Origin of the sequence: Bradyrhizobium canariense (assembly GCF_900105125.1) — a bacterium.
GTDB lineage: Bacteria > Pseudomonadota > Alphaproteobacteria > Rhizobiales > Xanthobacteraceae > Bradyrhizobium > Bradyrhizobium canariense_A.
The window spans coordinates 272,443-295,761 of sequence record NZ_LT629750.1; the positions used below are offsets into that span (position 1 = coordinate 272,443).

The window sequence follows — 23,319 nt, forward strand, 5'->3', positions numbered from 1 at the left end:
GACCGACCGGCCCGGATGGTGAACGGCGGCCTCCGATTTGGCGTGAAAGCGACCGATCCGGATTAAGCCAGAGCCGGCCTTTACTGGTCGGTGCTGCGCGAGATCGAGATCGACGCGTCGGTCCTGGTCCGGGAGCAGTGCATGTCGAGGCGGCGGTAGCGCGTTGCGACATCGTCGCCATGGATCAGGCCCATCCGCTTGATGCAGCGCGTCGCGCCTTTCAGCATGTCGTCCTTGGGCAAAGTAAAGATGATGGCGGCGCCGCTGGCGACGACCTCGATGAAGGCCGGTGTCGGCTTGCGGCTGTTGGCCCGGGCGAACAACTGGTTGGAGAAGCTGCGGCCGGCGCAGCCGAGCGAGATCTCCTTCGCCTGCGGGTGCGAGAGATAGATCACGTTGGCTGCGGTCTTGCCCACGCTGAGGCCGTCGATCTGGTTTTTGAGCTGGACCGCAAGGTCATCGCAGCGGTCGGCACGGGCAGGGGATGAGGTGAGCGCGGCGAGGAAAGCCAGTACGGCGGCGAGCGCAATCGTTCCCGGAAATTTCGATTTCAATATCATCTGCAAATGCCCCTTTGCGCTATTGAAGCGTCCGTCAGCGGATAGCGCAAGAGTGGGTTTCGCGTCTGCGATTCCTGTCGTCATGGACCCGGCCACGACGCTCCTTTCATCAACTTGCCGCAGGGATGGTGTGGATCCGCTGTAGGCGTCCGTATGACCAGAAAAATGAAGATCGGCCCGTCGTTTCGCTCACTTCCCTTTGCATAAAAAGTGCTTAGAACGGTTCAATCGCCGGCGTCCCGAAACGGACGTTTCCGGCCCTAACCTGCGAGCCAGCCCATGAACGCCCCCACCGCCTTTCCCGACCAAAAGCCCGTTCCGCCCTATAAGCATACCCCGCTGTTTCCGCTCGGCGCCGATACCACGCCCTACAAGAAGATCACGACCGAGGGCGTGCGGGTTGAGAAGGTGCTCGGCAAGGACATGCTGGTGGTGTCGCGCGAGGCGCTGCGGGCGCTGTCGGAGGCGGCCTTCGGCGACATCAATCATTATCTGCGGCCGGGGCATCTGAAGCAGCTGCGCAGCATCCTCGACGACAAGGAAGCCAGCGACAACGACAAGTTCGTCGCGTTCGATTTCCTCAAGAACGCCAACATCGCCGCTGGCGGCGTGCTGCCGATGTGCCAGGACACCGGCACCGCGATCATCATGGGCAAGAAGGGCTGCAACGTCATCACCGATGGCGACGACGAGGCCGCGTTGAGCGAAGGCGCGCGCGACGCCTATCTGCGCCGCAATCTGCGCTATTCGCAGGTGGCGCCGCTGTCGATGTATGAGGAGAAGAACACCGCCAACAACATGCCGGCGCAGTGCGAGATCTATGCCGAGGGTGATGACGCCTACAAGTTCATGTTCATGGCCAAGGGCGGCGGCAGCGCCAACAAGAGTTTTCTGTTCCAGGCGACGCCATCGGTGCTGACCAAAGACCGTTTGCTGGCGTTCCTGAAGGAGAAGGTGCTGACCTTGGGCACCGCGGCCTGCCCGCCCTATCATCTGGCGATCGTGATCGGCGGCACTTCCGCCGAACTCTGCATGAAGACGGTGAAGCTGGCATCGGCGCGCTATCTCGACGCGCTGCCGACGCATGGCTCGGCCGACGGCAATGCTTTCCGCGATCTCGAGATGGAGCAGGAAATCCTCAAGATGACGCAGTCGCTTGGCGTCGGCGCGCAGTTCGGCGGCAAATATTTCTGTCACGACGTGCGGGTGATCCGGCTGCCGCGTCACGGCGCCTCGCTCCCCATTGGCCTCGGCGTGTCCTGTTCGGCGGATCGCCAGGTGCTCGGCAAGATCACAAAGGACGGTATCTATCTCGAAGAGCTCGAACATAATCCCGCGCAATATCTGCCGGCGGTGGAGCAGGCGCTGGGCGGCGAGGTCGTCAAGATCGACCTCAACCAGCCGATGAAGGATATTCTGGCGACGCTGTCGAAGTATCCGACCAAGACGCGGCTGTCGCTGACCGGCACCATGATCGTCGCGCGTGATTCCGCTCACGCCAAACTGCGCGAACGTCTGGAGAAGGGCGAGCCGCTGCCGGATTATTTCAAAAACCATCCGGTGTATTACGCGGGTCCGGCCAAGACGCCGGACGGTTACGCGTCCGGTGCGTTCGGCCCGACCACCGCGGGGCGAATGGACTCTTTCGTCGATCAATTCCAGGCGGCCGGCGGCTCGATGGTGATGGTGGCCAAGGGCAACCGCGCGGTCGCGGTGCGCGAAGCCTGCAAGAAGCACGGCGGCTTCTATCTCGGCTCGATCGGCGGCGCCGCGGCCAACCTCGCCGAGCACTGCATCAAGAAGGTCGAGGTGGTGGAATATCCCGAACTCGGCATGGAAGCGATCTGGCGCATCGAGGTCGAGGATTTCCCGGCCTTCATCATCATCGACGACAAGGGCAACGATTTCTTCAAGGAATTGAATCTGGGGTGAGGGCAGGGTCTCAGAAAAATTCTCGTCATTCCGGGGCGTGAGCGAAGCGAAACGAACCCGGAATCTCGAGATTCCGGGTCTGCGCCAAGTGGCGCATCTCAGATGTGCTCTTGCACATCGGGGAATGACCAAGATAGGCATTCCCAGAAAGTTGCAGACACAACTCTGCATTCTCGCGACACCCTGCGCCCGAGTGATCCATGAAATTTCGCCCTGAATGAAAGAGGGCGCGGCGCGACCCCTAAGAGAGGGCGCGGGGAAGGCCGGGTGCGAGGTGCACCCGTAGCCCCGCATGCATTGTAAAAAGCACACGGGTTAGTCACCACAGGTCCACCGGAACACCCGGCCTTCCCTGCGCAGTGGTTTTAACGGTCTATGCCGTACTCTCCCCGGCGACGAATTCGTCTTGCCGCCGTCATCGGCGAATAGGGCTGATCGAGACCCGGTTGGGCCGACTTCGCCTCCGCCGACTTGACACCAGCAACGGGTGCCAGGACCACACGGTTTGCCCGTCCGCAACAAGAGCCGTTCGTCTGCGCGCCGCGATCGCTCACAAGCATTCGCTCAATGGACTGCCTGCCCTGCGATCCGCTTCCCACGCGCCCGACGCTGCCGCGTCCACTGCATCCCACGCCCCGCGTAAGTGACGATCATGATACGCCCCTCTTTCGGGGTGAGACGGCGGGGGATAAAGGGGTGATTTGGGTCAAACGGGAAGGGGAATGTTTTTGCAGGCGGGGCTGGACGGGTAGCATCACGTTGGATTGGTTGGGGGAGATGAGGAAGCGCGCAACTTATTTGGTAGAGTGCTCCAGCGAGCAAAGCGAGGGCGAGGTAAGGCACTCGTGCAGGACCGCGACATAGTGCTTCTCAAAGCTTACGATGAAGCGTCAGCGTCAGGCTAGAGTATCGCGTCAATCGCTCGTCGCCTCCGCGAACAGGGTAACCATCTAGGCAATACAGCGCCTGCCATCGCAACCCAAATTCGAAAATCGTTGAAGGAACGCGAAGAGCGCGAGCGTACACAGCGATTTGAAGCTCGCCGCGCGCGAATGGCAACGAGCCGCCGAGCTTTCTATCATTAGCGACCCGCTTCACGAGAGAAATGACCCCTACCCCTTTTCTCACTCGGACTATTCCAGTTTCTCATGTCACAATTCCGGGAGCAAATCGCGGAACACCGGCAATGACAAAACGCACGGGCTATGTTGACGCCTTTCAAAAGGTCGTTGATTCGGTCGCCGGGCTAATCACGGCGGTAACGAGTGCAGCCGTGGCCGGTCATGCGATAGGTTTTTGGTAGGGTGAAGCTCTCCTCAATTCCGAGCAGCCCATGATTTGTATCTTTTGCCTGAAAGAACGCGAGCCAAGTGTTGAGCATGTCTTCCCGAACGCTATCGGCGGACGTCTAACTACGAATCGCGTTTGCAAGCAGTGCAATTCTCTGCTGGGAAGCCAAATTGACAGCGCGCTGACGGATTTTCTTTTCATTCGTCAGCGTCGGGCAGAGCTTGGGCTTGCCGGTAACAGCGGCGAGCCGCCGGGTCGGCTTGACTGGCTCACCGGGAGAGCAGAGGTAGTGGGCGAAGAAGGAGGTCCAGTTCGCACCTCCTTCGATCCGATTAATGAAAAGCTTACTCAGACGCGCCTCTACACCGTTAAGGAAACGATTGCGCCTGATGGGCAGTCCCTTCGTCAAATAATTATCGATACAAAGGACAAAGATAAAATCCCAGTTATTATCCAACGAGAGCGTAGGCGACATGGTTTTCAATCGCTGTCAGACGAAGAACTGGCGAAAATCGTGGGGCAGGTTACGGCTTCACCCGTTGAGAAAGTCTCTGTCATAAAGAAGGACATCAACGTCAGCTTCAACTATCTTCGGCACGCTATGTTCAAGATTGCTTATGAGCTGGCTTTTTTGTGGCTCGGAGAGAGCTACCTCGACGATCCGCTGGCGGCGCAAATTAGAACCGCGATTTGTAGTGAGGATGTCTGCGCTACCGATAACCTTTACGGCCACGTCGGTTTTCTGGCCGGTCTCGAACCCGTATTTAATCGCTTCTGGATACCACACGGATCACATCACTTGGCATATTCGACCTTTCACTTCGCGACCGGAAAATATGCAATGGCTGTCAGAATTTTCGACATCTATGCTGCAATGGTGCCAGTAAGCAGTGATACAAAATACGCTGATGTATCGAACTGGAGGTTTTTCGCGCAAGATGCTGTCAGCGGGAGAACAGCTAACACCTCTTTCATTGCTGAGCAGGGTCGCCTCGGACAAATGATGACGGAAACGAGAAGAATTCCGCCGTTCCCGGACCCCCTCGCTGAGATAAGTCCGTGAGTGTTGCAAGCTATGATCACGCCCCTTTCGGCTGAGGAAGTCAGTTTTCTCGCGCGGCACGGATACTCCGCAGAAGACATTTATGACGGTCGCTATCAATCAAAAGAAACGTGCGCAGCCGCCGCGAAAGATGCGGGGAAACATCTGGTACTTGCCGGAGTGATCCGGCGGGGCAGCGCGTAGGATGGGTAGAGCGAAGCGATACCCATCGATGGCAGCTTATGACGTTGACGGGTTTCGCGAAGGGCCCAGCCCATCCTACAGTCTACCCCACGCGCGGCACCGCCGACAGTGCCCTGGTGGCGCACTTCGCCCGTAAAACCCGCAAGGGGTATCGCTGAAATGATAGGCGCACGGCAAAATCACGCCACGGCTACCGTTGCGCGTGTCAGATGCTGAATGAGGTTGAACAGGAAGAAATAGACCCCGATCAGCCCTTGCTTCGCCTCGGCGAAGGTTACGTCGGCGTGCACTCCCTTGGAGGCCATGTCGTTCAGGCGGCGGATAAAGGCCGCGAGATGATCCAGCTCTTCCTTAAGCAGTTCTTTCGATGTCGAGCGCTCGACCTGCCGTGCCAGATATTCGTGGAGCCGATTGAGGAATTGATCGTCGCCGAGCGATCGTTGCTTGCCATCTGCACAGACAACCAGGCCTGGGACAGGTGGATAAAAGTGATCTGCAGCGGCCTTCATCGCGCGACGGACTTCCGTCAATAGCAATGCGGAATCTTCGGCATCCTTGGATTGGGTAAGCTGAGCGGCCTTCCGCAATTTTACGAACACGTCATCGCAGCGGGCCTTGAAATAGTTGTTTACGTCATTCTGCACGCTTTCCAGGAAGGCTTGATTTTGCTTCTGAGCTGCAAGCTGGCGCTCGATCTCAATCGCATAATTCAGGCAGCGCACCTTGAGCCGTGCCTTGATGGTCTGAATTGCGCGGATGCGGAATCTCATCCGAGCTTTCTCTGTAATGAAGCGATCAGTAAAAGCTGCCGTATCGAATTCGCCCATCCCAGCCGGCAAGGCCAAATCACCAATCAAGTGCTCCGCTTGGTCAAGTTCAGACTGAAGTTGGCCTGCGGCGACCATAAAAACGTTCCGTCGGTCGCCTTCAGGTTTCCGGCGATCTTCGTCTGGGGTAGCCGTTTCAACCGTGTGAAGCTCCAGCCAACGTTCTAGTGACTTTTCGAAGATGAATTGCTGCGCATCTTTCTTTAGGAGTGATATCTCATCGTAGAGCGCGCGCACAACTTCGGTCTTGCTGGGATACAGTTCGCGGAGGAATGTAGCACTATTGATGTAGTCTTTTGCCGCGCGCGCCATGCGCAGGCTAGCCATCACCGCGCTTTCAACGCGGTCTTCTTCCAAATGTTCATAGATGCGCTCAACCACCTTTTGGTAATCCACAGGAGTATCCTCTGTTGCGCGACAATCGACTATTCCAAGATCGAATACCACAACTGTCCAGGACGGTCGCCTCGCCCGATCCGGCAAACTTCGCCGTTGCGCGCTGAACGTGATGCGCGCCGACGAGGCTTGCCTTTTAAGGCTCTATGCATGCTTTTTATCGCCATCCGCAAGCCTCATCAGTCGCGAAATGGTCGAGCAACTGACGTTGTATGAGGCCACGATGGATTTCTGGGGTTCGCCAGCGGCCACGCGCGTCAGCGCAGTTTCGCGCTGCGCCTGTGTCAACTTCGGCCGCCGACCGAATGTCACGCCATTGTGCAATGGCACGTTTACGGCTTTTTTCGGTGCGCTGGCGGATCACCTCACGCTCAAACTGAGCGCGTAGGATAGGTGGAGCGAAGTGATACCTATCAATTTCAGTCTATAAGGCTGACGGGTTTCGCAAAGGGCTCGACCTATTCCACCGGAGGCTTGTCGCAGGCAGCCTCGTAGATCGACGTTTGCCCGAGCGGCGGCGCCAGCGCTCAAACGTTCATCTTCATTTCGGCCACTGCCTTCTCTTTCTCCTCGACCGCCTGATTTACTGCGTTCAAGATTTTTCTGGCCTTCGTGATCTCAGCGGCGTCCGTTTCGACGCCGTTTAATATTTTCCTTAGTTCGAGTAGCAGATTATTCTCGAGTTCATCCAAAAGATAATGATATGCCTCCGGTGAGCTATCATCGATCCATTTGCTTTGGTGCGGTAGAGCTTCCTTTAGAATTTCCTTTGAACCGTCTCTTTTCAGATATTTTTCGAAGTCTTTCACGCCTGCCGCAAGCGTTTTGTAGACAGCGAGGTTCCCGTACAGGATGGTGGAATACGCCGTGAAGTATGCCCAAGTTAGCTCCGGCAGGAACGGCCTTTCGTTCCTCGCGATGTTCGGCAGATCGCTAATGTTGGGCGTACCAGCGCCGATCATTGAAAGTAATTGCTGCATTCGTGGATCGCCGACTTCTTTTGCCACCTCCTTCACGTTCATGATTGCCATCATGGAAGAAAGGCCTTTCAATTGAGCCATATCGTTGACGGCCCTCCAAATGCATTCCACTGCTTCGAAACGTCTTTTGTCCAAGAGAGCTTGCCGACCCGAGCTAGCAGCCAACACAACGTTGCGCAGGATCGCTATTTCGCTTTCCCTGTCACGCAACGCGCTCTTGAGTCGTTCTTCGCTCTCGCGCAGATCAGCCCGCATCTCCTCGATCTTGAGGTCGAAGCGGTGCTGGACGCCCTTCTCGAGGCGAGCCTTCATCCAGTGCCGTCCAATGAAGATTCCTAGCGGCACAGCGAGGGAGATCAACAAAGAAATCCGAGGCAGCCAATCTTGCGCTGACATGTGAGCCGCCTCTTTTGCCGTTTGCTGAACCGTATAAATCAAGAGGGCTTTCTGCGCGCCCCGCTCCGGAATCGGTATCACTATATGGTAGTATGGAAGACGACTGGAGCGAAGCGATTCCCGCTATTGCAATTCACGGCGCTGATGGGTTTCGGAAAGTGTTCGGCCTATCCTATTTGCTCCTTCGTCCATTCGTCATGCTTGCCTTGTGCTGGGCATCCACCTCTTTGCCGCACTTAAGAAAGAACGACGTGGATGGGCGGGACGAAGCCTGGCCATGACGAACCGTTTGGAAATGATGCTTGTAGATGCGAGACGGGCGAGGGGGCCCGGCATCTCGTCGTGTGGCGCCCCTCATCCGGCACGGATTTCGTCTGCGCTGAACAACCGCCGAGATCGCTACATGACAAGAGCAATGATTCCTTCTAGGAATTGAATCTGCGGTGAGGTGTTGAGGCGAGGGGCACCATGATCGAGTGGTTCGACGACCTGAAGCTTGAGATGCGGTTCAAGAGCGGCGAGGTCACGGTCAGTCGGGAAGACATCAAGCGGTTCGCGTCCGAGTTCGATCCGCAGCCGTTCCATCTCGATGAGGCCGCCGCCGAGAATACCGTGTTCAAGGGGCTTGCGGCGTCGGGATGGCATACGGCCGCCCTCGCGATGAACCTTGCCGTTCAGGTCCGGCCGTTCGGGCCGCATCCGCTGCTGGGAATGGGCGTCGATGATCTGCGCTGGATGAAGCCGGTGCGGCCCGGCGACGTCCTGCATATCGAAGGCGAAGTGGTTGAATTGACGCCGTCACGAACCAAGCCGCAGGGCATCGCGAAGATCAAATGGACCGCCTACAACCAGCACGGCGAGGCCGTCTATACCTTCACGCCCATCGGCATCGTTCCCCGCCGTCCGGCTTGAGATGTGTAATTAAACCGGTGAGGGCGACCCGAGTGTGGGTGGTCGCGCAGTGATCCTCGTGTCTGCGCGCGCTCTCTTTTCTGTCGAATAGTTCCACCCGTCCTCGGCGCTTCGGTCACGCTACTTCGCGTTGTCGCAACGCTACTTCGCGTTGCCGCGCCCGACCGTCTGGCGAACTTCAAACCCCTCGAATTGCGGGTGCTCCAGATACAGCGGCTTGTTGTCCCCAGCCCGACTATGCGCGGCACGGAACGCTTCAGATTTGGTCCACGCTTCAAACACCGCTCGGTTTTCCCAGACCGTGTGCGAGGCGTAGAGGGTGTGATCCTCAGTTTCGGGACCTCTGAGAAGGTGAAATTCCACAAAGCCCGGCACCTTTTCGAGATGGCTGTCGCGCGATAGCCAGACTTGCTCGAACGCCGCTTCAGACCCTTTGGCAACACGGAAACGGTTCATTGCGATAAACATCCGAAATCTTCCTTATCTAGCATTGCGCCACGTTGCCGTAGATCCGTTCCGACAGGCCATCGATTCCCGACAGGAATTTTCCCAGGATCGGAGATCTGTTCGCCCTGTGATAGCCGATCAGCAGATCGATGGTCGGCCGTTCGTCCGCCAACGGGCGGCTCGTAACCGACCCCGACAGATAACGCCTGACCGAAGCCGGCAGCAGAGCCACGCCGCCCGTCGATGCGACGAGCGACATCGCCATCACGAAATTGTCGATTTCAAGAGCCGGCACGATCTGGATTCCCGACTGCTTCAGATAATCCTTGATGACGGAACGTAGCACAGGCGCGACGTCAGAGACCCCGATAAATGTCTGGCCTTCGAGGTCGCGCGGCGCGATGGCGGCCGCTCCGGCGAGCGGGTGGTCGCTCGGCAGGATCACGACAAGCGGCTCCTTTGTCACCAGCCTGTATTCAAGATCAGGCTTCGGTTCCCGGCGCAGGAACGCGACGTCGAGCTTTCCTTTCTGCACGTCGTCGGCGAGGTCGGTCGAGAAGCCGCTGGAAACCCTGATTTCAATAGCAGGCAATTCGTCCCGCAGGATGCTGGGGGCATGTGGCAGCCAATCGATTTCCTGGCCGGTCAGAAACCCCATCGAAAAAATCGTTTTGGCGGGCTGCGCCGCCCGGCGCGCCGCTTCGCCTGCCGCGTCGGCCTGGGCCAAGGAAAGCCGCGCATGGTCGAGAAAGGCACGACCGGCGGCGGTCAATTCCGTTCCCTGCGGGCTGCGATTCAGCAGTTGAACGCCGACCTCGTGTTCGAGGTCGCGGATCTGGCGACTGAGCGACGGCTGGGCGGTGTGGAGTCTTTTCTCCGCGGCGAGCGTCAGGCTTACCGTCTCGGCAATTGCGACGAAATAGCGAAGGTGGCGAAGCTCCATGGGTTGGCCCTACCTCTGAGGCATGGCCCGCAGCCTACAAAGTCTTTTTCAAATGCACCAGACAGGCTCAATTTGCCGACGCAGAAAATCTGATCAAACCACGGTCATACCCAGCCAGCAGGAGCTGTAGCTTGCGCCGACGCGCCGCCATGGACACCTGCGCGCAGGGATTGACCGGCGTACTCCCGAAGATTTGGAAAGAGAATCCCAATGTCAAAGAAACTCGAAGGCAAGGTCGCGCTCGTCACCGGCGGCTCACGTGGTATCGGCGCAGCGATCGCCAAACGTCTGGCCTCCGACGGAGCGAGGGTCGCCATCACCTACACCAAGGGCGCAGATGCCGCGGCGTCGGTCGTCAAGACCATCGAAGGTTCCGGCGGGAAGGCGATCGCGATCCAGGCGGATGCCGTCGATGCCGCTGCCGTCAAGGCCGCGATTGAAAAGGTAGTCGCGACCTTCGGCGGATTCGACGTGCTGGTGAACAATGCCGGCACGGCCATTCCAAAAAAATTTGAAGAGGCAACGCTGGAAGAACCGGACCGCGTGATCAACATCAACGTCCGCGGCACTTTCATCGCGACGCAGGCGGCGCTGAAGCACATGAAAGACGGTGGTCGCATCGTCATGATCGGCTCATGCGTGGGCGAGCGCATGATGACTCCCGGCCTCGTGGCCTATGCAGCCACCAAGGGAGCCATCAAGATGTTTACGCAAGGGTTGTCCAGAGAGGTGGGCGACCGCGGCATCACCGTCAATAACATCCAGCCGGGCCCGATCGATACGGATTTAAATCCCGCCACGGGCGAATGGGCGGTCCCGCAGAAGGCCAACACGGCGCTTAACCGCTACGGCAGCGTGGACGATATCGCGGCATTGGTGGCGTTAGTCGCCGGTCCGGATTCATCCTATATTACCGGCGCGAGCCTGACCGTTGACGGCGGCACCAACGCTTAGCCACAGGCGGTTTGACGGACGTCCGCTCTGCGCCATAAATGGCTGCTCATCTGATCAATGCTCGCGTCACTCGCGCTGACAGAACGGATCCAATTGACACGCTCGCAGGGGATCGACGCTTTCTAAGCGGAGCGTGATCGGATGGCAGATTGCGGTAGGGACGCGAGGAACAACACGGCACAGACGGACAGCAAGACGATGTCCTTGAATATAAACTCGCCGGTCAAATTCCAGGCTATCGGATCAGTCGACAGACTCCATTTGACCACGCCCGGCGTCGTAAAGAAGAACGACCATGTAACGGCAAAAGTGAGCACCCCCATCAGCGAACCGATGGCTGACAGGATCGGGCTGAACGCGCCCGCGGCGAGAAGCGCCGCAATGCCAAATTCAACAACGCCGAGGAAATACGCTTCGCCCCTCAAACCGAACACAGATAACCAGGAAATAAATGGACTATTGCTTATGAATTGCACGATGCCTTCAGCCGACTGCAGCGTGAACTTCTGCATGCCAAACGACACGAAGATCACGACCATGACCCAGCGGAGTATGGCCAGAAGACGATACGAGCCGGCTCCTTTCTCTGCGACGTAAAAAGATGTTTTCATGAATCACTTCCGTTCCCTGACGAGACTTATTGTGGCTATCGCCTTGAAGCGCGTTCCTGACAGCCCTACGCAGGCGCGCCAGCTTCGTTACGCGCATCAACGGTTTCGTGATTCACAATGATGCAGTCCGCCAACGGGCGGCTCGTAACCGAGCCCGGCAGATAACGGCTCACCGAAGCCGGTAGATGTCGTCTCGCAGGTCGGACGCTTTGACCGCCGCGACGTTCACGACTCCTGTTCCCGTCGCCTCACCACATCAACGCCGCGTAACGAACAAGCCAGAACCGCGATTTCATCGCAAACATGGCGGAGTTTTGACGTCTGAGTTGATTTGGATGTCGGGATTCGATGGAGTTCATCAATGTCCACTACGCACCAGGACAAATCGAGCGATAAGCCGCGCCAGCGCAACCGCAAGACGGGTCAGCGCGACCAGAAACCCGGACGGCAGCGGAACCCGAAGCCCGATCCGCGGGATAGAGATCCAATTGGCTCGGTGATCGCGTCAAACGATGCCCCCACGAGCGGCACGGCCGCTCCGGCGGAGCAGCCCTTGATCGACGAAGTCGAACCGGCGGAAGTGCTTGTCATCGATGAAGTCGCGGCAGCGGATGCCCCGCCCGTCGAGGAAGTCGCAGCAGTGGATGCCCCGCCCATCGAGCCAACTGCGCCAGCGGACCAAAGCTCGCCAGTCGACATTCAAACCATCGCGAATGCGTACAGGGACTACGCCCGGAAATCATTCCAGGAGAACAGGTCCTTTGTCGAGAAGCTCAGGGGCGTGCGGTCTTTCGACAAGGCGATCGAAGTTCAGACCGACTATGCACGGCAGGCCTATGCGAACTTTGTCGCCGAGTCGCAAAAGATCTCTGCACTCTACGGCGAACTTGCCAAGCAGATCTTCAGGCCCCGGAAGGCTTCGCGCCCAAGCTGATCCAAAACCGCTCTTCAAAGCGGATGGATACGCGGGTCAAGCCCGCGTATGACGACCGGGGTATGTTGATGCGTGACGCCTTTGAAGGAACGTTCTTACAACGGAACGTCCTTACGCCCGCGTTCCCGTGAACGGAAAACTGCCCATCGGGCCGATGCCCATTTCGCCTGATATGCTGTCGCCTGAAACCTTGCCGGTGAATTCCAGCGTCAGCGGCATCGGGTTGGTGATGGAGACTTTCCAGGCAAGGTCGTCGCCGTTGGCGGTGCCGTCGAAGATCTCGGCCGAATTACCATCGGCGACCTGCGTGCCCGTCAGCGCGCCGCCCGAGTTCTTCAGCGAAAGCGTCGCGTTGCGCTCGCCCATGGGGGTGCTCATGGTAATATTCCAGTTGCCGTCCACCGCCATCTCAAATCTCCTGTGCCTCCCTTGCAGAACCGGAATGGTTCTGGGCAGGGCTTCCGGCGGCGGTATAGCCTATCTTGCCGCGTAAGTAACGGGCTCGCGGCAATCAGGCGCGTGCGGCGCGAATCCGGCTGGTCACCAAAAGGCGAAACGCGACATATTGGATGGCGAAGGCTGCAAGCTTCGCCGAGATCAGGACCACCGACACGTACAGCGCCCACAGCTTGAGGTCGCCGGTCCATGCGACCGCGATGGTGCCTGCGCCGAGCGCGAACATCAGCGCCGCCCAGGCGTAGCCCGCGATGGTGACGTATTCCGGAATGGTTTCAGCCACGATCTGCGGCATGTAGCGCAGCATCCAGCCGCGCTTGAGCATGATCGCGCCGATCGCAAAATGCGCGATCGCGGGCTTGGCCAGCACGAAGCGCGGATCGTTGGTCAGCAGCGTCGCGCTGCCCAGCACGATCACCAGCGCCAGGCTGGCATAGGTCATGAAGCCGAGCTGCTCGCCCTTGACGTGGGCGTAGATCACTTGCGCCACCGACGCGGCGATGGCGACGCCGGTCGCCAGCAGCACGTTGTCCGTGATCAGGTACACCGCAAGGAACACAATGGTGGAGAAGAAGTCGGACGCCAGTTTTGCGAATACGTTGTTCATCGTCGTTCCCTCCGGTGGCCGCTGAACTTCAGGATGCCGAGATCACGCCGCCGGGGAGGGGCTGTTTTGCGGCCATCTCGCGCCGATGCTTCGGGTACCATTTGGTGAAAAGGGCGGCGCCATTGCGGGCGGCAAGCGCGATGGCCAATCCGACCCACAGCGGCAGGCTCGGCAAATAGATCATCAAGACATTGGTGAGCACCATCAGCACGAACGCTGCGGTCCACGCCCAGGTGATCACGTAATTGGCGTGCATGAAGCCCGGCAGCTTCCGCGTTTCGCTGTCGACGATTTCGCGCGCATATTGCAGCGTGAAGGGGAAGCGGATCGCGATCGACACGAGCGCCATCGCCAGCACGCCGCCATCGACGGCCAGCCGCACCGCAGGGCTGCTCCAGCTGGAATCGATGAAGGCGATATAGCCGCCAAGCGCGCCGAACAGGATCAGCGAGCCGACAGCGAGCATCTTGATCGATGCCCCGCGCGCGACGTCATAAATGATCGTCGCTGCCGCGACACCGGCTCCCGCGAACAGGCTTACGGTCGCTGATGTCACCAGCATCAGTGCTGCAAAAGCCCCAAAGGGCGCGAGGATCAGGAGAACCATCATGGCCAGCCTCACAGGGCTAATCTTTACATCGTAAAGATGAAGCTAGACCCGGGAAATAGGAACGTCAAGTTAAATCTTTACAGTGTAAAAATGCCTGTTCGCTCAAGGGTATCCTGCAAGAGTCTTTGGAAGAGTCTTTGGCCGGTCATTCCCGGGCGTCACGAAACGATGAGCCGCGAATCCCGAGACAGGGCAAGGGGCGGGATTCCAGGTCGCGCTGGTGCGCGCCCCGGAATGACGGCAGTTGAGGGCTTGGGCACTCAGCTCACCGCATTTACCCAATTGCCGTGAAAGCCGTCGGGCATCCGATGGCCCAGCTGCACCAGGGCGATGGGGCCGGCTTCGACGTCGGTGGCATTGAATACCGCGAGATCGCTGCGGTTTTCACGCGCGCGCCAGACCGATGCCAGCAGCCAGCCATCGCCCTCGGCGGCATCATTGCCGCGCGCGACGAACACCGGCTCCGAGATGGTATCGCCTGCCGGCAGCAGATATTGCCCAAGGCGCGACCCCTTGCCACCGACATGCACCAGGCCGGAGAACGCCTCGGATGCCGGCAGTTGCGGGTTGGCGCACGCGTACCAGCCATGGTTGCTGGCAAGACCGGCGCGCCGGTCGTCGATGCGCGGGAATTCGCCGTTGATGTCGTCGAGATAGGTCTGCGTGAAGCGATCGGTATTGCCGGCGAGATCGAAGGTCCAGCGGCATAGCCGCGCGCGCGACTTTTTCGAGTCGGTCGGCGAGCCATCGGGATGCGGGAACAATGGCGCCTCGTCGCACTGCATGACGTCGGCGATGATGCGATTGCCTTCTTCCCACGCGTTCATGACGTGGAAGACGTAGCAGTTCTCGGCGCGAAACCAGACCACGTCGCGGGCCGAGCCATTGCGCTTCATGACGCCGACATAAGCGCCCTTGTCCGGCTCCCAGGCGTAAGGCGGCTTGCCATGCCTCGCGCGCTCCAGGCTGCCGGTGATGGGAAGAACCGGAAATAGCAGATGATGTTCGGTCACGATGAAGTCGTGCACCATGCTGGCGTAGGGTGCTTCAAAGCGATCGAAACGCGTTACCGCGCCGCAAGCATTGACGGATCCGAAGGAGAGGGTGGGGGTAAACGGCCCGGCGGCGTTGTAGCCGAAGAACACCATCTCGCCGGTGACCGGATCGATCTTGGGATGGGCGGTGAATGGCCCGGTGATGCCGCCGCCATAATTGCAATAGCCGCGAGTCGCCAGTGTGCCGGGTTCGATCTCGGTCGGCAGATGGCCTTCCTCCAGCGCGAGCAGGCGTCCGGCGTGAAAAACGATATTGGTGTTGGCAACGCCGCTGTCGGCGAGCGCTAAGGCCGGCGCGTCCGCAAGCTTGCGGCCGAAGCCACCGAACAATGCGCGCCCGGCATCATGTTCGGCCTGCCATTTCGGGGTGCGGACCCAGCGGTTGCGATAGCTGGCGCGGCCATCTTCGAGATGGAAGGCGTGCAGCATGCCATCGCCGACGAACCAGTGCGCGCCCGGCGCTTCGAACTGCGGATTGGGCCCGTTGCGGTAGAGCGTGCCGTTGAGTTCGCGCGGCAATTCGCCCTGCACTTTAAGAAAGGGCGCGTCGCATTCCATCGGTATCGGCGCCCGGTTGGCGGGGGCCTTGTCGGTCACCATTTCCTGCTGCATGGCGCTCTCTCCCATCATCTTTACAATGTAAAGATGATGAATAAATCGCGAACAGTGGAACGTCAAGCGAAATCTTTACAGTGTAAAAATGACCGCCTATAACACCGATATGACGAAGAAAGTTGCGAAGAAAACCGCAAGTCCAAAAGTGCGCGTCCGGCATGCCCCGGCCAAGGCCGCGCCGGGCGTTGCGCGGAAACGAGTGGCCCCCAAGGCTGCCGGCCCCGGCGCATCTTCCTCCTACCATCATGGCGCGCTGCGCGACGCCTTGCTGGAGGCGGCCGAGCGGGTGCTCGAGCGCGATGGACTGTCGGGGCTGACCTTGCGTGCGGTGGCGCGTGAGGCCGGGGTGTCGCACGCAGCTCCCACCCATCATTTCGGCGATCTCACTGGCCTGGTCAGCGAACTCGCCGCGATCGGTTTCCGGCAATTCAACGCCGCGATGGCCGCAGCGTCCACCGCCAGCCTGCCGCTCGAAAGGGCGTTGGCCCGGGCGAAAGCTTACGTCGGCTATGCGCAGGCGCATCCTGGGATGTACGGGCTGATGTTTCGCACCGAGCGTCTGGATATGTCGCGGCCATCGTTGCACGAGGCCGCCAACGCCTCGTTTGCCGGGCTGGCCGGTGCGATCGGCGCCAGCCGCCACGAACATATCGAAGAGAAGGCGCTGTCGCTCGACCAGGGCGCGGCAATCGCGCGGGCATGGTCGCTGGTCCACGGCTTCACCATGCTGCTGCTCGATGACCGGCTTTCCGACATCCTTCGCCGGCTTCCCGCAGGCACTGACGCCGAAACCCTGCTCGACGCCATGCTCAAATCCACCATCGGCCGGCCGACGCCGTAACCCTCAGGTCTGATCGCCGCGCCGATAGACGCATTTCATGCCAATGCCGCGGTATTTTTGGAACCGCGCGCTCAATTCGGCGTGCACAAGCTGGGGAAGGCTCGCGGCAAATGCGTGAAAGGCCTGACACGGGCGCGGAATCGTCTTAAAACGGCGGCTTCGCCATTCCCGAGTGTTTACTCGCGTCAATTTCAGTTGGTCATGCCTGCCATTTCTCAGAATAAGCCCTATCGCGTCGGCCGTTCCCGCACCGGACTTGGCCTCTTCGCCACCAAACCGATCAAGAAGGGCGCCAAGATAGTCCGCTATTTCGGCCCGCTGCTGGATTCGAAGAAGAAAAAAGACGACGCGATCGAGAACAAATATCTGTTCGAGCTCAACAACCGCTGGACCATCGACGGATCGGTGCGCAAAAACATCGCGCGCTATATCAATCATGCCTGCAAGCCGAACGCGGAATCCGACGTCAAGCCGCGCAAGCGCAAGGTGGTGATCCGCGCGATCAAGAACATCGAGCCGGGCGAGGAGATCAACTACGATTACGGCACCGACTACTTCAAGGCCTACCTGAAGCCGATCGGCTGCAAATGCGACGCCTGCGAAAAGAAGCGCAAGAAGAAGCGCGCCGAGGCGAGGGCGGAGAAACTGCGCCTCAAAGCCAAGGCAGAGCGCAAGGCTCAAAAGAAAGCCGAGAAGCTGACCAAAGCCAAACAGCCGCGGAAGAAAAAGCTGAACGGCGCAAAGGCAAACGGCAAGCTCGCGAACGCCAACGGCCACGCTTCGATTTAGGCCGCCAGGTTCGCCATGTTACGAGTGCTTGGTCTGGTGAACGCGCTTCTTCTTCCGGGTTAAGCCATAGCGGGCATCAGCGCTCCCATCGCCGCGACCAATTCCGGAACTGATGCCATAGCCGGATCGGGCAGAGCGTCCTGCCGACGCTGTTTTCCACGGCCACGACCTGTGCGAACACAAAGACGCCGGTGTTGTGCACCAGCGGCTCCGGCATGTTGAGCGAACGCGCCAGCAGCCGGGTTGCCAGATTGAGCAACCACTGAATCGTGCCGGTGGCTGAAAGGGAGGGACTGGGTCGGGAAGTCGTGCGCATGATCATCTCCTGTGATCCCAGAGATGATCCGGCGCGGTCGGTAATTCGATTACCTCGGACGTAATGGAATGGCCGAAATTCGCATGGTAGGTTTCTCGCCATGAACGCACAGCCAGCCACGGCACGAACCGAGCGAACCCAGCCCGTCCATGTTGGCGATCACTTGCGCGAGTGGCGGCAGCGCCGCCATCTCAGCCAGCTCGATCTCGCAGGAGACGCCGAGATATCGGCGCGTCACCTCAGTTTTGTCGAAACCGGCCGCGCGGCGCCGTCGCGCGACATGGTGCTGAAACTTGCCGAGCGGCTCGACGTGCCGTTGCGCGAGCGCAACGTGCTGCTGGTCGCAGCCGGTTTTGCGCCGGCGTTTCCGCAACGGTCGCTCGACGATCCCGCACTGAAATCAGTGCGGGCGGCGATCGACCTCGTGCTGAAAGCGCACGAACCCAATCCGGCGCTGGCGGTCGACCGGCACTGGAATCTGGTGTCGGCAAACCGCATGGTGATGCCGCTGTTGGATGGGATTCCGGAACGTCTGCTCGGCCAGCCGTTCAATGTGCTGCGGCTGAGCTTTCACCCCGAGGCGCTGGCGGCACGCACCGTCAATCTCGCCGAATGGTGCGGACATCTGCTGGAGCGGCTGCACCGTCAATGCGAAACGACAGCCGATCCTGAACTGATCAAACTCTACCACGACCTCAAGGCCTATCCGATCCCGGCGCGTTCCGCGCCGCTCTCGGCCGACAACGTCGCGATCCCTTTCAAGATGCGGCATGACGGTGTTGTCCTGAGCTTTTTCTCCACCACCATGGTATTCGGCACCCCCGTCGATATCACGCTGTCGGAACTCGCGCTCGAGACGTTCTTTCCGGCCGACGATCTGACCGCGGAGCGCATGCGGAAGATGGCAGCCAGCCTGAAATAGCTCCTTGCCCGGGCTGTTTTTGCCGCCTATTTCTGGGTCTCCTTGCCAAGGAGGCCGTGATGAGCGCCCTGAAGCCGCTTAAGATCGATATCGTTTCCGACGTCGTCTGCCCCTGGTGCTACATCGGAAAACGCCGCATCGAGAATGCCTTGGCGCTGGTGCCTGACGTTCCCGTAGAGGTTCACTGGCGGCCGTTCTTCCTCAATTCATGGGTGCCGCGCGAAGGCATCAGCCGCGACGAATATCTCACCGCGAAATTCGGCTCGCCCGAGGCCTACAAGGGCATTGCCGGGCGCGTTGTGACGGCCGCTGAGGAGGAGGGGCTGACCTACCGGCCGGACCTCGTGAAACGCCAGCCCAACACGATCGATTGCCACCGGCTGATCCATTGGGCCGAGGCGAAGGGCAAGGCCGCCGAAATGAAACAGCGGCTGATGGAATTGTATTTCCGGGATGGCGGCGATCTCACCGATACCAACGTGCTGGTCCAGGCCGCTGCCGATTGCGGGCTCGATGCCGACGACGTGCGCAAGCGTCTCGCGACCGACGAGGACGTGGCGCTGATTTCGGGGCAGGCGCAGGAAGCCGCTGACAAGGGCATCTCCGGCGTGCCGACCTACGTGTTCGCGCAGAAATACGCAGTGTCCGGTGCGCAGCCGGCCGAACAGCTTGCCCGTGCCATCCGGCAGGTCTCGGACGAAGTGAACGCGCAGGCGGCCGAGTAGGGCGCTGTATCCCGGTTCGCAATGCCCGGCGTTGTGCCGGGCATTGACGTTAAGAATTTTGGACATCAAAAAATTGGGGGAAACGTCATGATCTATGAGTTGAGAACCTACACCGTGAAGCCCGGCACCCTCGGCGACATGGTCAAAGCGGCGAGCACGGTGTCGCGCGAGATCCGTGGCAATGACTACGGCAAGCTTGAAGGTTACTGGTCGACCGAGATCGGCGCCCTCAATCAGGTCATGCATCTCTGGAGCTACAGCGATTTTAACGAGCGCGCGAGATTGCGCGCAGAGCTGGCCGCGAACCCGCGCTGGCACAACGAATACACACCGCTGATCTATCCGTTACTGATGCGCCAGGATGTTCGCCTGCTCAACGCGATCAAAGCGCCTGTTGCCCCGGCATCCACCGGCAACATCTACGAGCTCCGCAATTATCGCGCCAAGACCGGCGGCGCCGTCAAGCAGTGGCTCGATGCGTTTACCGGCGCATTGCCTGCTCGCGAGAAATATTCCAAAATTGTCGGCCTCTGGCAGACCGAGGCAGGCCAGCCGAACGAAGTCTGCCACATCTGGGCGTATCCCGACTTGAACGCTCGCGCGGAAGCCCGCGCAAACGCCGTTAAAGATCCGGCGTGGAAGGAGTTCCTCGGAAAAAGCGGGCCGCTGCTCGAAGAGATGCACTCGACCATCATGCTGCCTGCGCCGCATTCGCCGTTGAAGTGAGGCCGCTGAAAACGATGTGAGGGGGCGCGATTCAGCGCCGCCAAGCGCGGATGAAACGGACGCCGCGCCGCGCCAGCTCAAAGGCGAACTGGCGTGACATCAGCGCCGCGTGAATCAGCAACACCGCGGGATCACCTGACCGCAGCGGGATCAGCACGTCGCCAATCGCCAGGCGCCCGCGCCAGATCGGATTGATCATGGGATGATCGGGACTGGCCGTGGAGTCGGCGGTTGCGATCCCAGGGTCGGTGCAGAGATGCCGGGTCAGATCCAGCGTGAGCTGCACCCCGGGCGAGAATTTTGCAAAGCGCTCGTCGATGCCGATCTTGAAGTAAAATGCGCGATCCTGATGCCGCAGCACGATTCCCGCAGCGATCGGCGTAACGCCCGCACGCAACGTCACGATCTCGCATTGGCTGGTCGCGGCAAGCGCGGTCGTTGCACGACGGATAAAGCTGGCATCGCCATCGTTTTGCGCCAGCGCGGTGCCGCGCGCGCCTTTCCAGCCGCTGGCCTCCAGCGCCAGGAAGATCTCGATCGCTGCGGCCACGTCATCCGGCGTGCGCGCGACGTCGAAACGGACGGCGCCGTGCTCGGCCAGGCGCTGACGCAGGCGGCGCAATTCCTTCAGCTTCTTGGCGCCGAGCGCGTCACGCAGCAATTCGTCGGCATCGCGGGTGGCGTCGAGGCAGGCGCGCGAATTGGATTGCAATATTTGTGGCCGCAGGCCGCTGCGCTGCAGCACCTTCGCAAACGCCTTCATGGCCGCGCCGTCCAGCGACATGTCGCGCAGGATCAGTGCATGGGCGCCGGCTTTTCGGGCCTGCTGCATCAGTTGCGTTACGGCATCGTCGGCCAGGTCGCGATCGAGCGGCGGCGTGCACAGCGTGCCGTAGGGATGCGCGCTGACCAGCGCGGGCAGCGGGACCTTGTAGGCGCGCCACAACGAGACGACGGGCATCAGGCCGACGAGCCGGGTAGACCGCGCGTCGCTCCAGGCTGCGAGCGCGGAAGCATCGGTGCGCCCGGGCACGAGGGCGTTGACCGCCAATTCCCATTCGGGGAGATAATAGCCGTTCGGCTCGACGGCACGTTCGGCAAGTTCGCGCCATTTGTTCGCGGCAATGCCTTCGAGCGGGGTGAGCGCGTTGCTGCGGGCGCGCTTGTCCGTGGCATCTTTTATCGATGCACGACGAACCGCTGTATCCGCAATCTCGGCCACGTCCCCATATCCCTGCTTCGCCATGGAAGACGGATGGCGCCCCTCCGGCGCTGCTTTCCCCATCGCGCTAACAAGAAAAATGCTAGCGGAAAGATTGGAAAATACCGTTGGCGCGGGGCTTCAATTTGAGCGGTCGAATTAACCGGTCGTTAATCGCCGCGTCATTGCGGCGCGGCCTTTGCGTCGGTCTGCACCTAGACAACGATATACCCTGTGAAGCGGCTAAGGTGCAGGGTGCAGGGGAGACCGGGAGCAATTGCTTCCAATGGGCAACATGCGTCACGCGTATCCGCGTGATTCATGAAGCCGAAGCCACCCGTTCTCGGTATCCGTGGATTGCGGAATCGCGCTCAGAAACAGAGAGAAAGAATTTTGCCCGCGCGTTCAGGCCGGCAATGGCGCTGGGTTCTTTTGACCGGGCACGGCCGCCAGCAGCTCTCGCGTGTAGGGGTGTTCGGGCGCGGCAAACAACGCGGCCGTGGGCTTCAACTCGACGATCTCGCCCCGCTGCATGACCGCGATGCGGTCGCAGATCTGCGCTGCCACGCGCAGATCGTGGGTGATGAACAGCATCGAAAGTCCGAGCCGGGTCTTCAGGTCTTCCAGCAGGTTGAGTACCTGCGCCTGGACGGAGACATCGAGCGCCGAGACGGCTTCGTCAGCGACAATGATCTCGGGATCGAGGGCGAGGGCGCGCGCGATTCCGATGCGCTGGCGCTGGCCGCCGGAGAATTCGTGCGGATAGCGTTCCATCGCGCCGGCATCGAGACCGACCAGCCCGAGAAGATCGCGCGCGCGCGTCTTCGCTTGCGTCGGATTGGCGCCATGGGCGATTGGCCCGTCGCTGATGATTTGCCCGACTTTGCGGCGCGGATTGAGCGAGGCAAACGGATCCTGAAAGATCATCTGGATGCGGCGGCGCTGGTCGCGCAGCGCCTTGCTGTCGAGTCGGGTGAGGTCGACGTCGCCGATCCGGATGGTGCCGCGGTCGGCATCGATCAGCCGCATCACCAGCCGCGCCACGGATGATTTGCCGGAGCCGGATTCGCCGACGAGGCCCAGCGTCTCGCCGTGAAGGATGGAGAAGTTTACGCCTTTCGCGGCCTCGACCCTGCGATCCGGCTTGAACCAGCCGCCCGCCGTCACATAGGTCTTGTCGAGACCGATCACGTCGACAACCCTGTTGCGATCGGCCAGTGGCGCCCGCTGCGGCGGCGTGATCGACGGGACTGCGGCAAGTAGTGCCCTGGTATAGGGATGCTGCGGGCGGGTCAGCACCGCTTCCGCGCTGCCTTGCTCGACGATCTGTCCGTGCCGCAGCACCACGACGCGATCGGCGATATCGGCGACGACGCCAAAATCGTGCGTGATGAACATCACAGCCATGTTGCGGCTGCGCTGCAGGTCACGGATCAGCTTGAGGATCTGTGCCTGGGTGGTGACGTCGAGCGCGGTGGTCGGCTCATCCGCCACCAGCACCGCGGGCTCCAGCGCCAGCGCCATCGCGATCATGGCGCGCTGGCGCTGTCCGCCGGATAATTGATGCGGATAAGCGCGCACGATGCGCTCGGGATCGGGAAGCCCGACTTCGCGTGCGAGCGCCAGCACCTTTTGCCGGCGTTCGCTCGGCGTCAGCAAGCCATGCGCTTCGTACATTTCCGTCATCTGGTCGCCGATCCGCATCAAGGGATTAAGCGCCGTCATCGGCTCCTGAAATACCATCGCGATGCGGCGGCCGCGCAGATCGCGCCAGCCGTCTTCGTCGAGTGCGAGCAGGTTCTTGCCCTCAAAGGCGATCTCGCCGCTTTCGGTGCGGACGCGTTCCGGAAGCAGCCCCATCAAAGCGTGCGCGCTCATCGACTTGCCGGAACCGGATTCGCCGACCACGCAGACGATTTCACCGGCCACCAGATCGAATGAAACCCCGTCGACCGCGTGAGTCCGTTCGCCGCCAGGCGGCAGTGCGATCCTCAAATCCTTGATCGCAACGGCGGGATCACCGGACAT

At 60.2% G+C, this 23,319-nt stretch carries 23 protein-coding genes and 1 pseudogene; 10 read left to right on the forward strand and 14 right to left on the reverse strand.

The window, feature by feature from the left end:
• Positions 1–80: 80 nt before the first annotated feature.
• A complete protein-coding gene (locus tag BLV09_RS01200) occupies positions 81–560 on the reverse strand; it encodes a hypothetical protein (RefSeq protein WP_146686035.1) in 480 nt (159 codons plus the stop codon).
• A gap of 279 nt (positions 561–839) precedes the next feature.
• Between BLV09_RS01200 and BLV09_RS01205 the strand changes: the two genes are divergently transcribed.
• On the forward strand, positions 840–2,492 hold the full coding sequence (locus BLV09_RS01205; protein WP_100382759.1) for a fumarate hydratase: 1,653 nt from the start codon (positions 840–842) through the stop codon (positions 2,490–2,492).
• A gap of 1,333 nt (positions 2,493–3,825) precedes the next feature.
• The gene (locus BLV09_RS01210) at positions 3,826–4,845 is read left to right on the forward strand and encodes an HNH endonuclease (RefSeq protein ID WP_146686036.1); all 1,020 of its coding nucleotides are present in this window, start codon (positions 3,826–3,828) and stop codon (positions 4,843–4,845) included.
• Between the two features lie 362 nt (positions 4,846–5,207).
• On the opposite strand, the gene BLV09_RS01215 is transcribed toward BLV09_RS01210, so the two are convergent.
• The 3 genes from BLV09_RS01215 to BLV09_RS01225 form a co-directional block, all read right to left on the reverse strand.
• The gene (locus tag BLV09_RS01215) at positions 5,208–6,251 is read right to left on the reverse strand and encodes a hypothetical protein (RefSeq protein WP_146686037.1); all 1,044 of its coding nucleotides are present in this window, start codon (positions 6,249–6,251) and stop codon (positions 5,208–5,210) included.
• Positions 6,252–6,395: 144 nt separating this feature from the next.
• Positions 6,396–6,581 carry a helix-turn-helix domain-containing protein gene (locus BLV09_RS38690; RefSeq protein WP_433994372.1) on the reverse strand — a complete coding sequence of 62 codons (186 nt, stop codon included), beginning with the start codon at positions 6,579–6,581 and terminating at the stop codon, positions 6,396–6,398.
• A gap of 197 nt (positions 6,582–6,778) precedes the next feature.
• The gene (locus BLV09_RS01225; RefSeq protein WP_167558583.1) at positions 6,779–7,627 is read right to left on the reverse strand and encodes a hypothetical protein; all 849 of its coding nucleotides are present in this window, start codon (positions 7,625–7,627) and stop codon (positions 6,779–6,781) included.
• A 468-nt stretch (positions 7,628–8,095) separates the two neighbouring features.
• Here BLV09_RS01225 and BLV09_RS01230 point away from each other — a divergent pair, with 468 nt between their 5' ends.
• Positions 8,096–8,539 (forward strand): MaoC family dehydratase, encoded by a 444-nt coding sequence (locus tag BLV09_RS01230; RefSeq protein WP_146686040.1) that lies wholly within the window; start codon positions 8,096–8,098, stop codon positions 8,537–8,539.
• 141 nt (positions 8,540–8,680) lie between these two features.
• On the opposite strand, the gene BLV09_RS01235 is transcribed toward BLV09_RS01230, so the two are convergent.
• Positions 8,681–9,007: an antibiotic biosynthesis monooxygenase family protein gene (locus BLV09_RS01235; RefSeq protein ID WP_100382757.1), complete on the reverse strand. Its 327-nt coding sequence runs from the start codon at positions 9,005–9,007 to the stop codon at positions 8,681–8,683.
• A 16-nt stretch (positions 9,008–9,023) separates the two neighbouring features.
• Positions 9,024–9,929 (reverse strand): LysR family transcriptional regulator, encoded by a 906-nt coding sequence (locus tag BLV09_RS01240; protein WP_146686041.1) that lies wholly within the window; start codon positions 9,927–9,929, stop codon positions 9,024–9,026.
• A gap of 210 nt (positions 9,930–10,139) precedes the next feature.
• Here BLV09_RS01240 and BLV09_RS01245 point away from each other — a divergent pair, with 210 nt between their 5' ends.
• Complete coding sequence (locus BLV09_RS01245) at positions 10,140–10,883, forward strand: SDR family NAD(P)-dependent oxidoreductase (protein WP_146686042.1); 744 nt, start codon at positions 10,140–10,142, stop codon at positions 10,881–10,883.
• Between the two features lie 122 nt (positions 10,884–11,005).
• On the opposite strand, the gene BLV09_RS01250 is transcribed toward BLV09_RS01245, so the two are convergent.
• Entirely contained in the window at positions 11,006–11,494 is a 489-nt protein-coding gene (locus BLV09_RS01250; protein ID WP_146686043.1) for a DUF417 family protein, read from the reverse strand.
• A gap of 700 nt (positions 11,495–12,194) precedes the next feature.
• On the opposite strand from BLV09_RS01250, the pseudogene BLV09_RS37795 reads away from it, so the two are divergent.
• Positions 12,195–12,428, forward strand: a pseudogene (locus BLV09_RS37795) (phasin family protein); the annotation flags it as partial.
• A gap of 111 nt (positions 12,429–12,539) precedes the next feature.
• On the opposite strand, the gene BLV09_RS01260 reads toward BLV09_RS37795, so the two are convergent.
• The 4 genes from BLV09_RS01260 to BLV09_RS01275 all read right to left on the reverse strand — a co-directional run bounded on the left by BLV09_RS01260 (position 12,540) and on the right by BLV09_RS01275 (position 15,768).
• Entirely contained in the window at positions 12,540–12,836 is a 297-nt protein-coding gene (locus tag BLV09_RS01260; protein WP_146686045.1) for a hypothetical protein, read from the reverse strand.
• 103 nt (positions 12,837–12,939) lie between these two features.
• On the reverse strand, positions 12,940–13,491 hold the full coding sequence (locus BLV09_RS01265; RefSeq protein ID WP_100382751.1) for an inner membrane-spanning protein YciB: 552 nt from the start codon (positions 13,489–13,491) through the stop codon (positions 12,940–12,942).
• A gap of 28 nt (positions 13,492–13,519) precedes the next feature.
• Positions 13,520–14,101 carry a hypothetical protein gene (locus BLV09_RS01270; protein ID WP_146686046.1) on the reverse strand — a complete coding sequence of 194 codons (582 nt, stop codon included), beginning with the start codon at positions 14,099–14,101 and terminating at the stop codon, positions 13,520–13,522.
• A 260-nt stretch (positions 14,102–14,361) separates the two neighbouring features.
• The gene (locus BLV09_RS01275; RefSeq protein WP_146686047.1) at positions 14,362–15,768 is read right to left on the reverse strand and encodes a carotenoid oxygenase family protein; all 1,407 of its coding nucleotides are present in this window, start codon (positions 15,766–15,768) and stop codon (positions 14,362–14,364) included.
• A gap of 88 nt (positions 15,769–15,856) precedes the next feature.
• Here BLV09_RS01275 and BLV09_RS01280 point away from each other — a divergent pair, with 88 nt between their 5' ends.
• Together BLV09_RS01280 and BLV09_RS01285 are read left to right on the forward strand one after the other, a co-directional pair.
• Positions 15,857–16,612, forward strand: a complete 756-nt coding sequence (locus tag BLV09_RS01280) for a TetR/AcrR family transcriptional regulator (RefSeq protein ID WP_433994373.1) — start codon at positions 15,857–15,859, stop codon at positions 16,610–16,612.
• A 201-nt stretch (positions 16,613–16,813) separates the two neighbouring features.
• Positions 16,814–17,401, forward strand: a complete 588-nt coding sequence (locus tag BLV09_RS01285) for an SET domain-containing protein (RefSeq protein ID WP_100382749.1) — start codon at positions 16,814–16,816, stop codon at positions 17,399–17,401.
• A 76-nt stretch (positions 17,402–17,477) separates the two neighbouring features.
• Here the strand turns inward: BLV09_RS01285 and BLV09_RS01290 are convergent, their stop codons facing one another.
• A complete protein-coding gene (locus tag BLV09_RS01290) occupies positions 17,478–17,723 on the reverse strand; it encodes a hypothetical protein (protein WP_100382748.1) in 246 nt (81 codons plus the stop codon).
• Positions 17,724–17,817: 94 nt separating this feature from the next.
• On the opposite strand from BLV09_RS01290, the gene BLV09_RS01295 reads away from it, so the two are divergent.
• The 3 genes from BLV09_RS01295 (at position 17,818) to BLV09_RS01305 (ending at position 20,090) form a co-directional block, all read left to right on the forward strand.
• Positions 17,818–18,639: a helix-turn-helix domain-containing protein gene (locus tag BLV09_RS01295; RefSeq protein ID WP_146686048.1), complete on the forward strand. Its 822-nt coding sequence runs from the start codon at positions 17,818–17,820 to the stop codon at positions 18,637–18,639.
• A 59-nt stretch (positions 18,640–18,698) separates the two neighbouring features.
• A complete protein-coding gene (locus tag BLV09_RS01300) occupies positions 18,699–19,364 on the forward strand; it encodes a DsbA family oxidoreductase (RefSeq protein WP_146686049.1) in 666 nt (221 codons plus the stop codon).
• An 87-nt stretch (positions 19,365–19,451) separates the two neighbouring features.
• Positions 19,452–20,090: an NIPSNAP family protein gene (locus tag BLV09_RS01305; RefSeq protein WP_146690942.1), complete on the forward strand. Its 639-nt coding sequence runs from the start codon at positions 19,452–19,454 to the stop codon at positions 20,088–20,090.
• Between the two features lie 31 nt (positions 20,091–20,121).
• On the opposite strand, the gene BLV09_RS01310 is transcribed toward BLV09_RS01305, so the two are convergent.
• On the reverse strand, positions 20,122–21,312 hold the full coding sequence (locus tag BLV09_RS01310; protein ID WP_146686050.1) for a GNAT family N-acetyltransferase: 1,191 nt from the start codon (positions 21,310–21,312) through the stop codon (positions 20,122–20,124).
• Between the two features lie 384 nt (positions 21,313–21,696).
• A complete protein-coding gene (locus tag BLV09_RS01315) occupies positions 21,697–23,319 on the reverse strand; it encodes an ABC transporter ATP-binding protein (RefSeq protein WP_167558584.1) in 1,623 nt (540 codons plus the stop codon).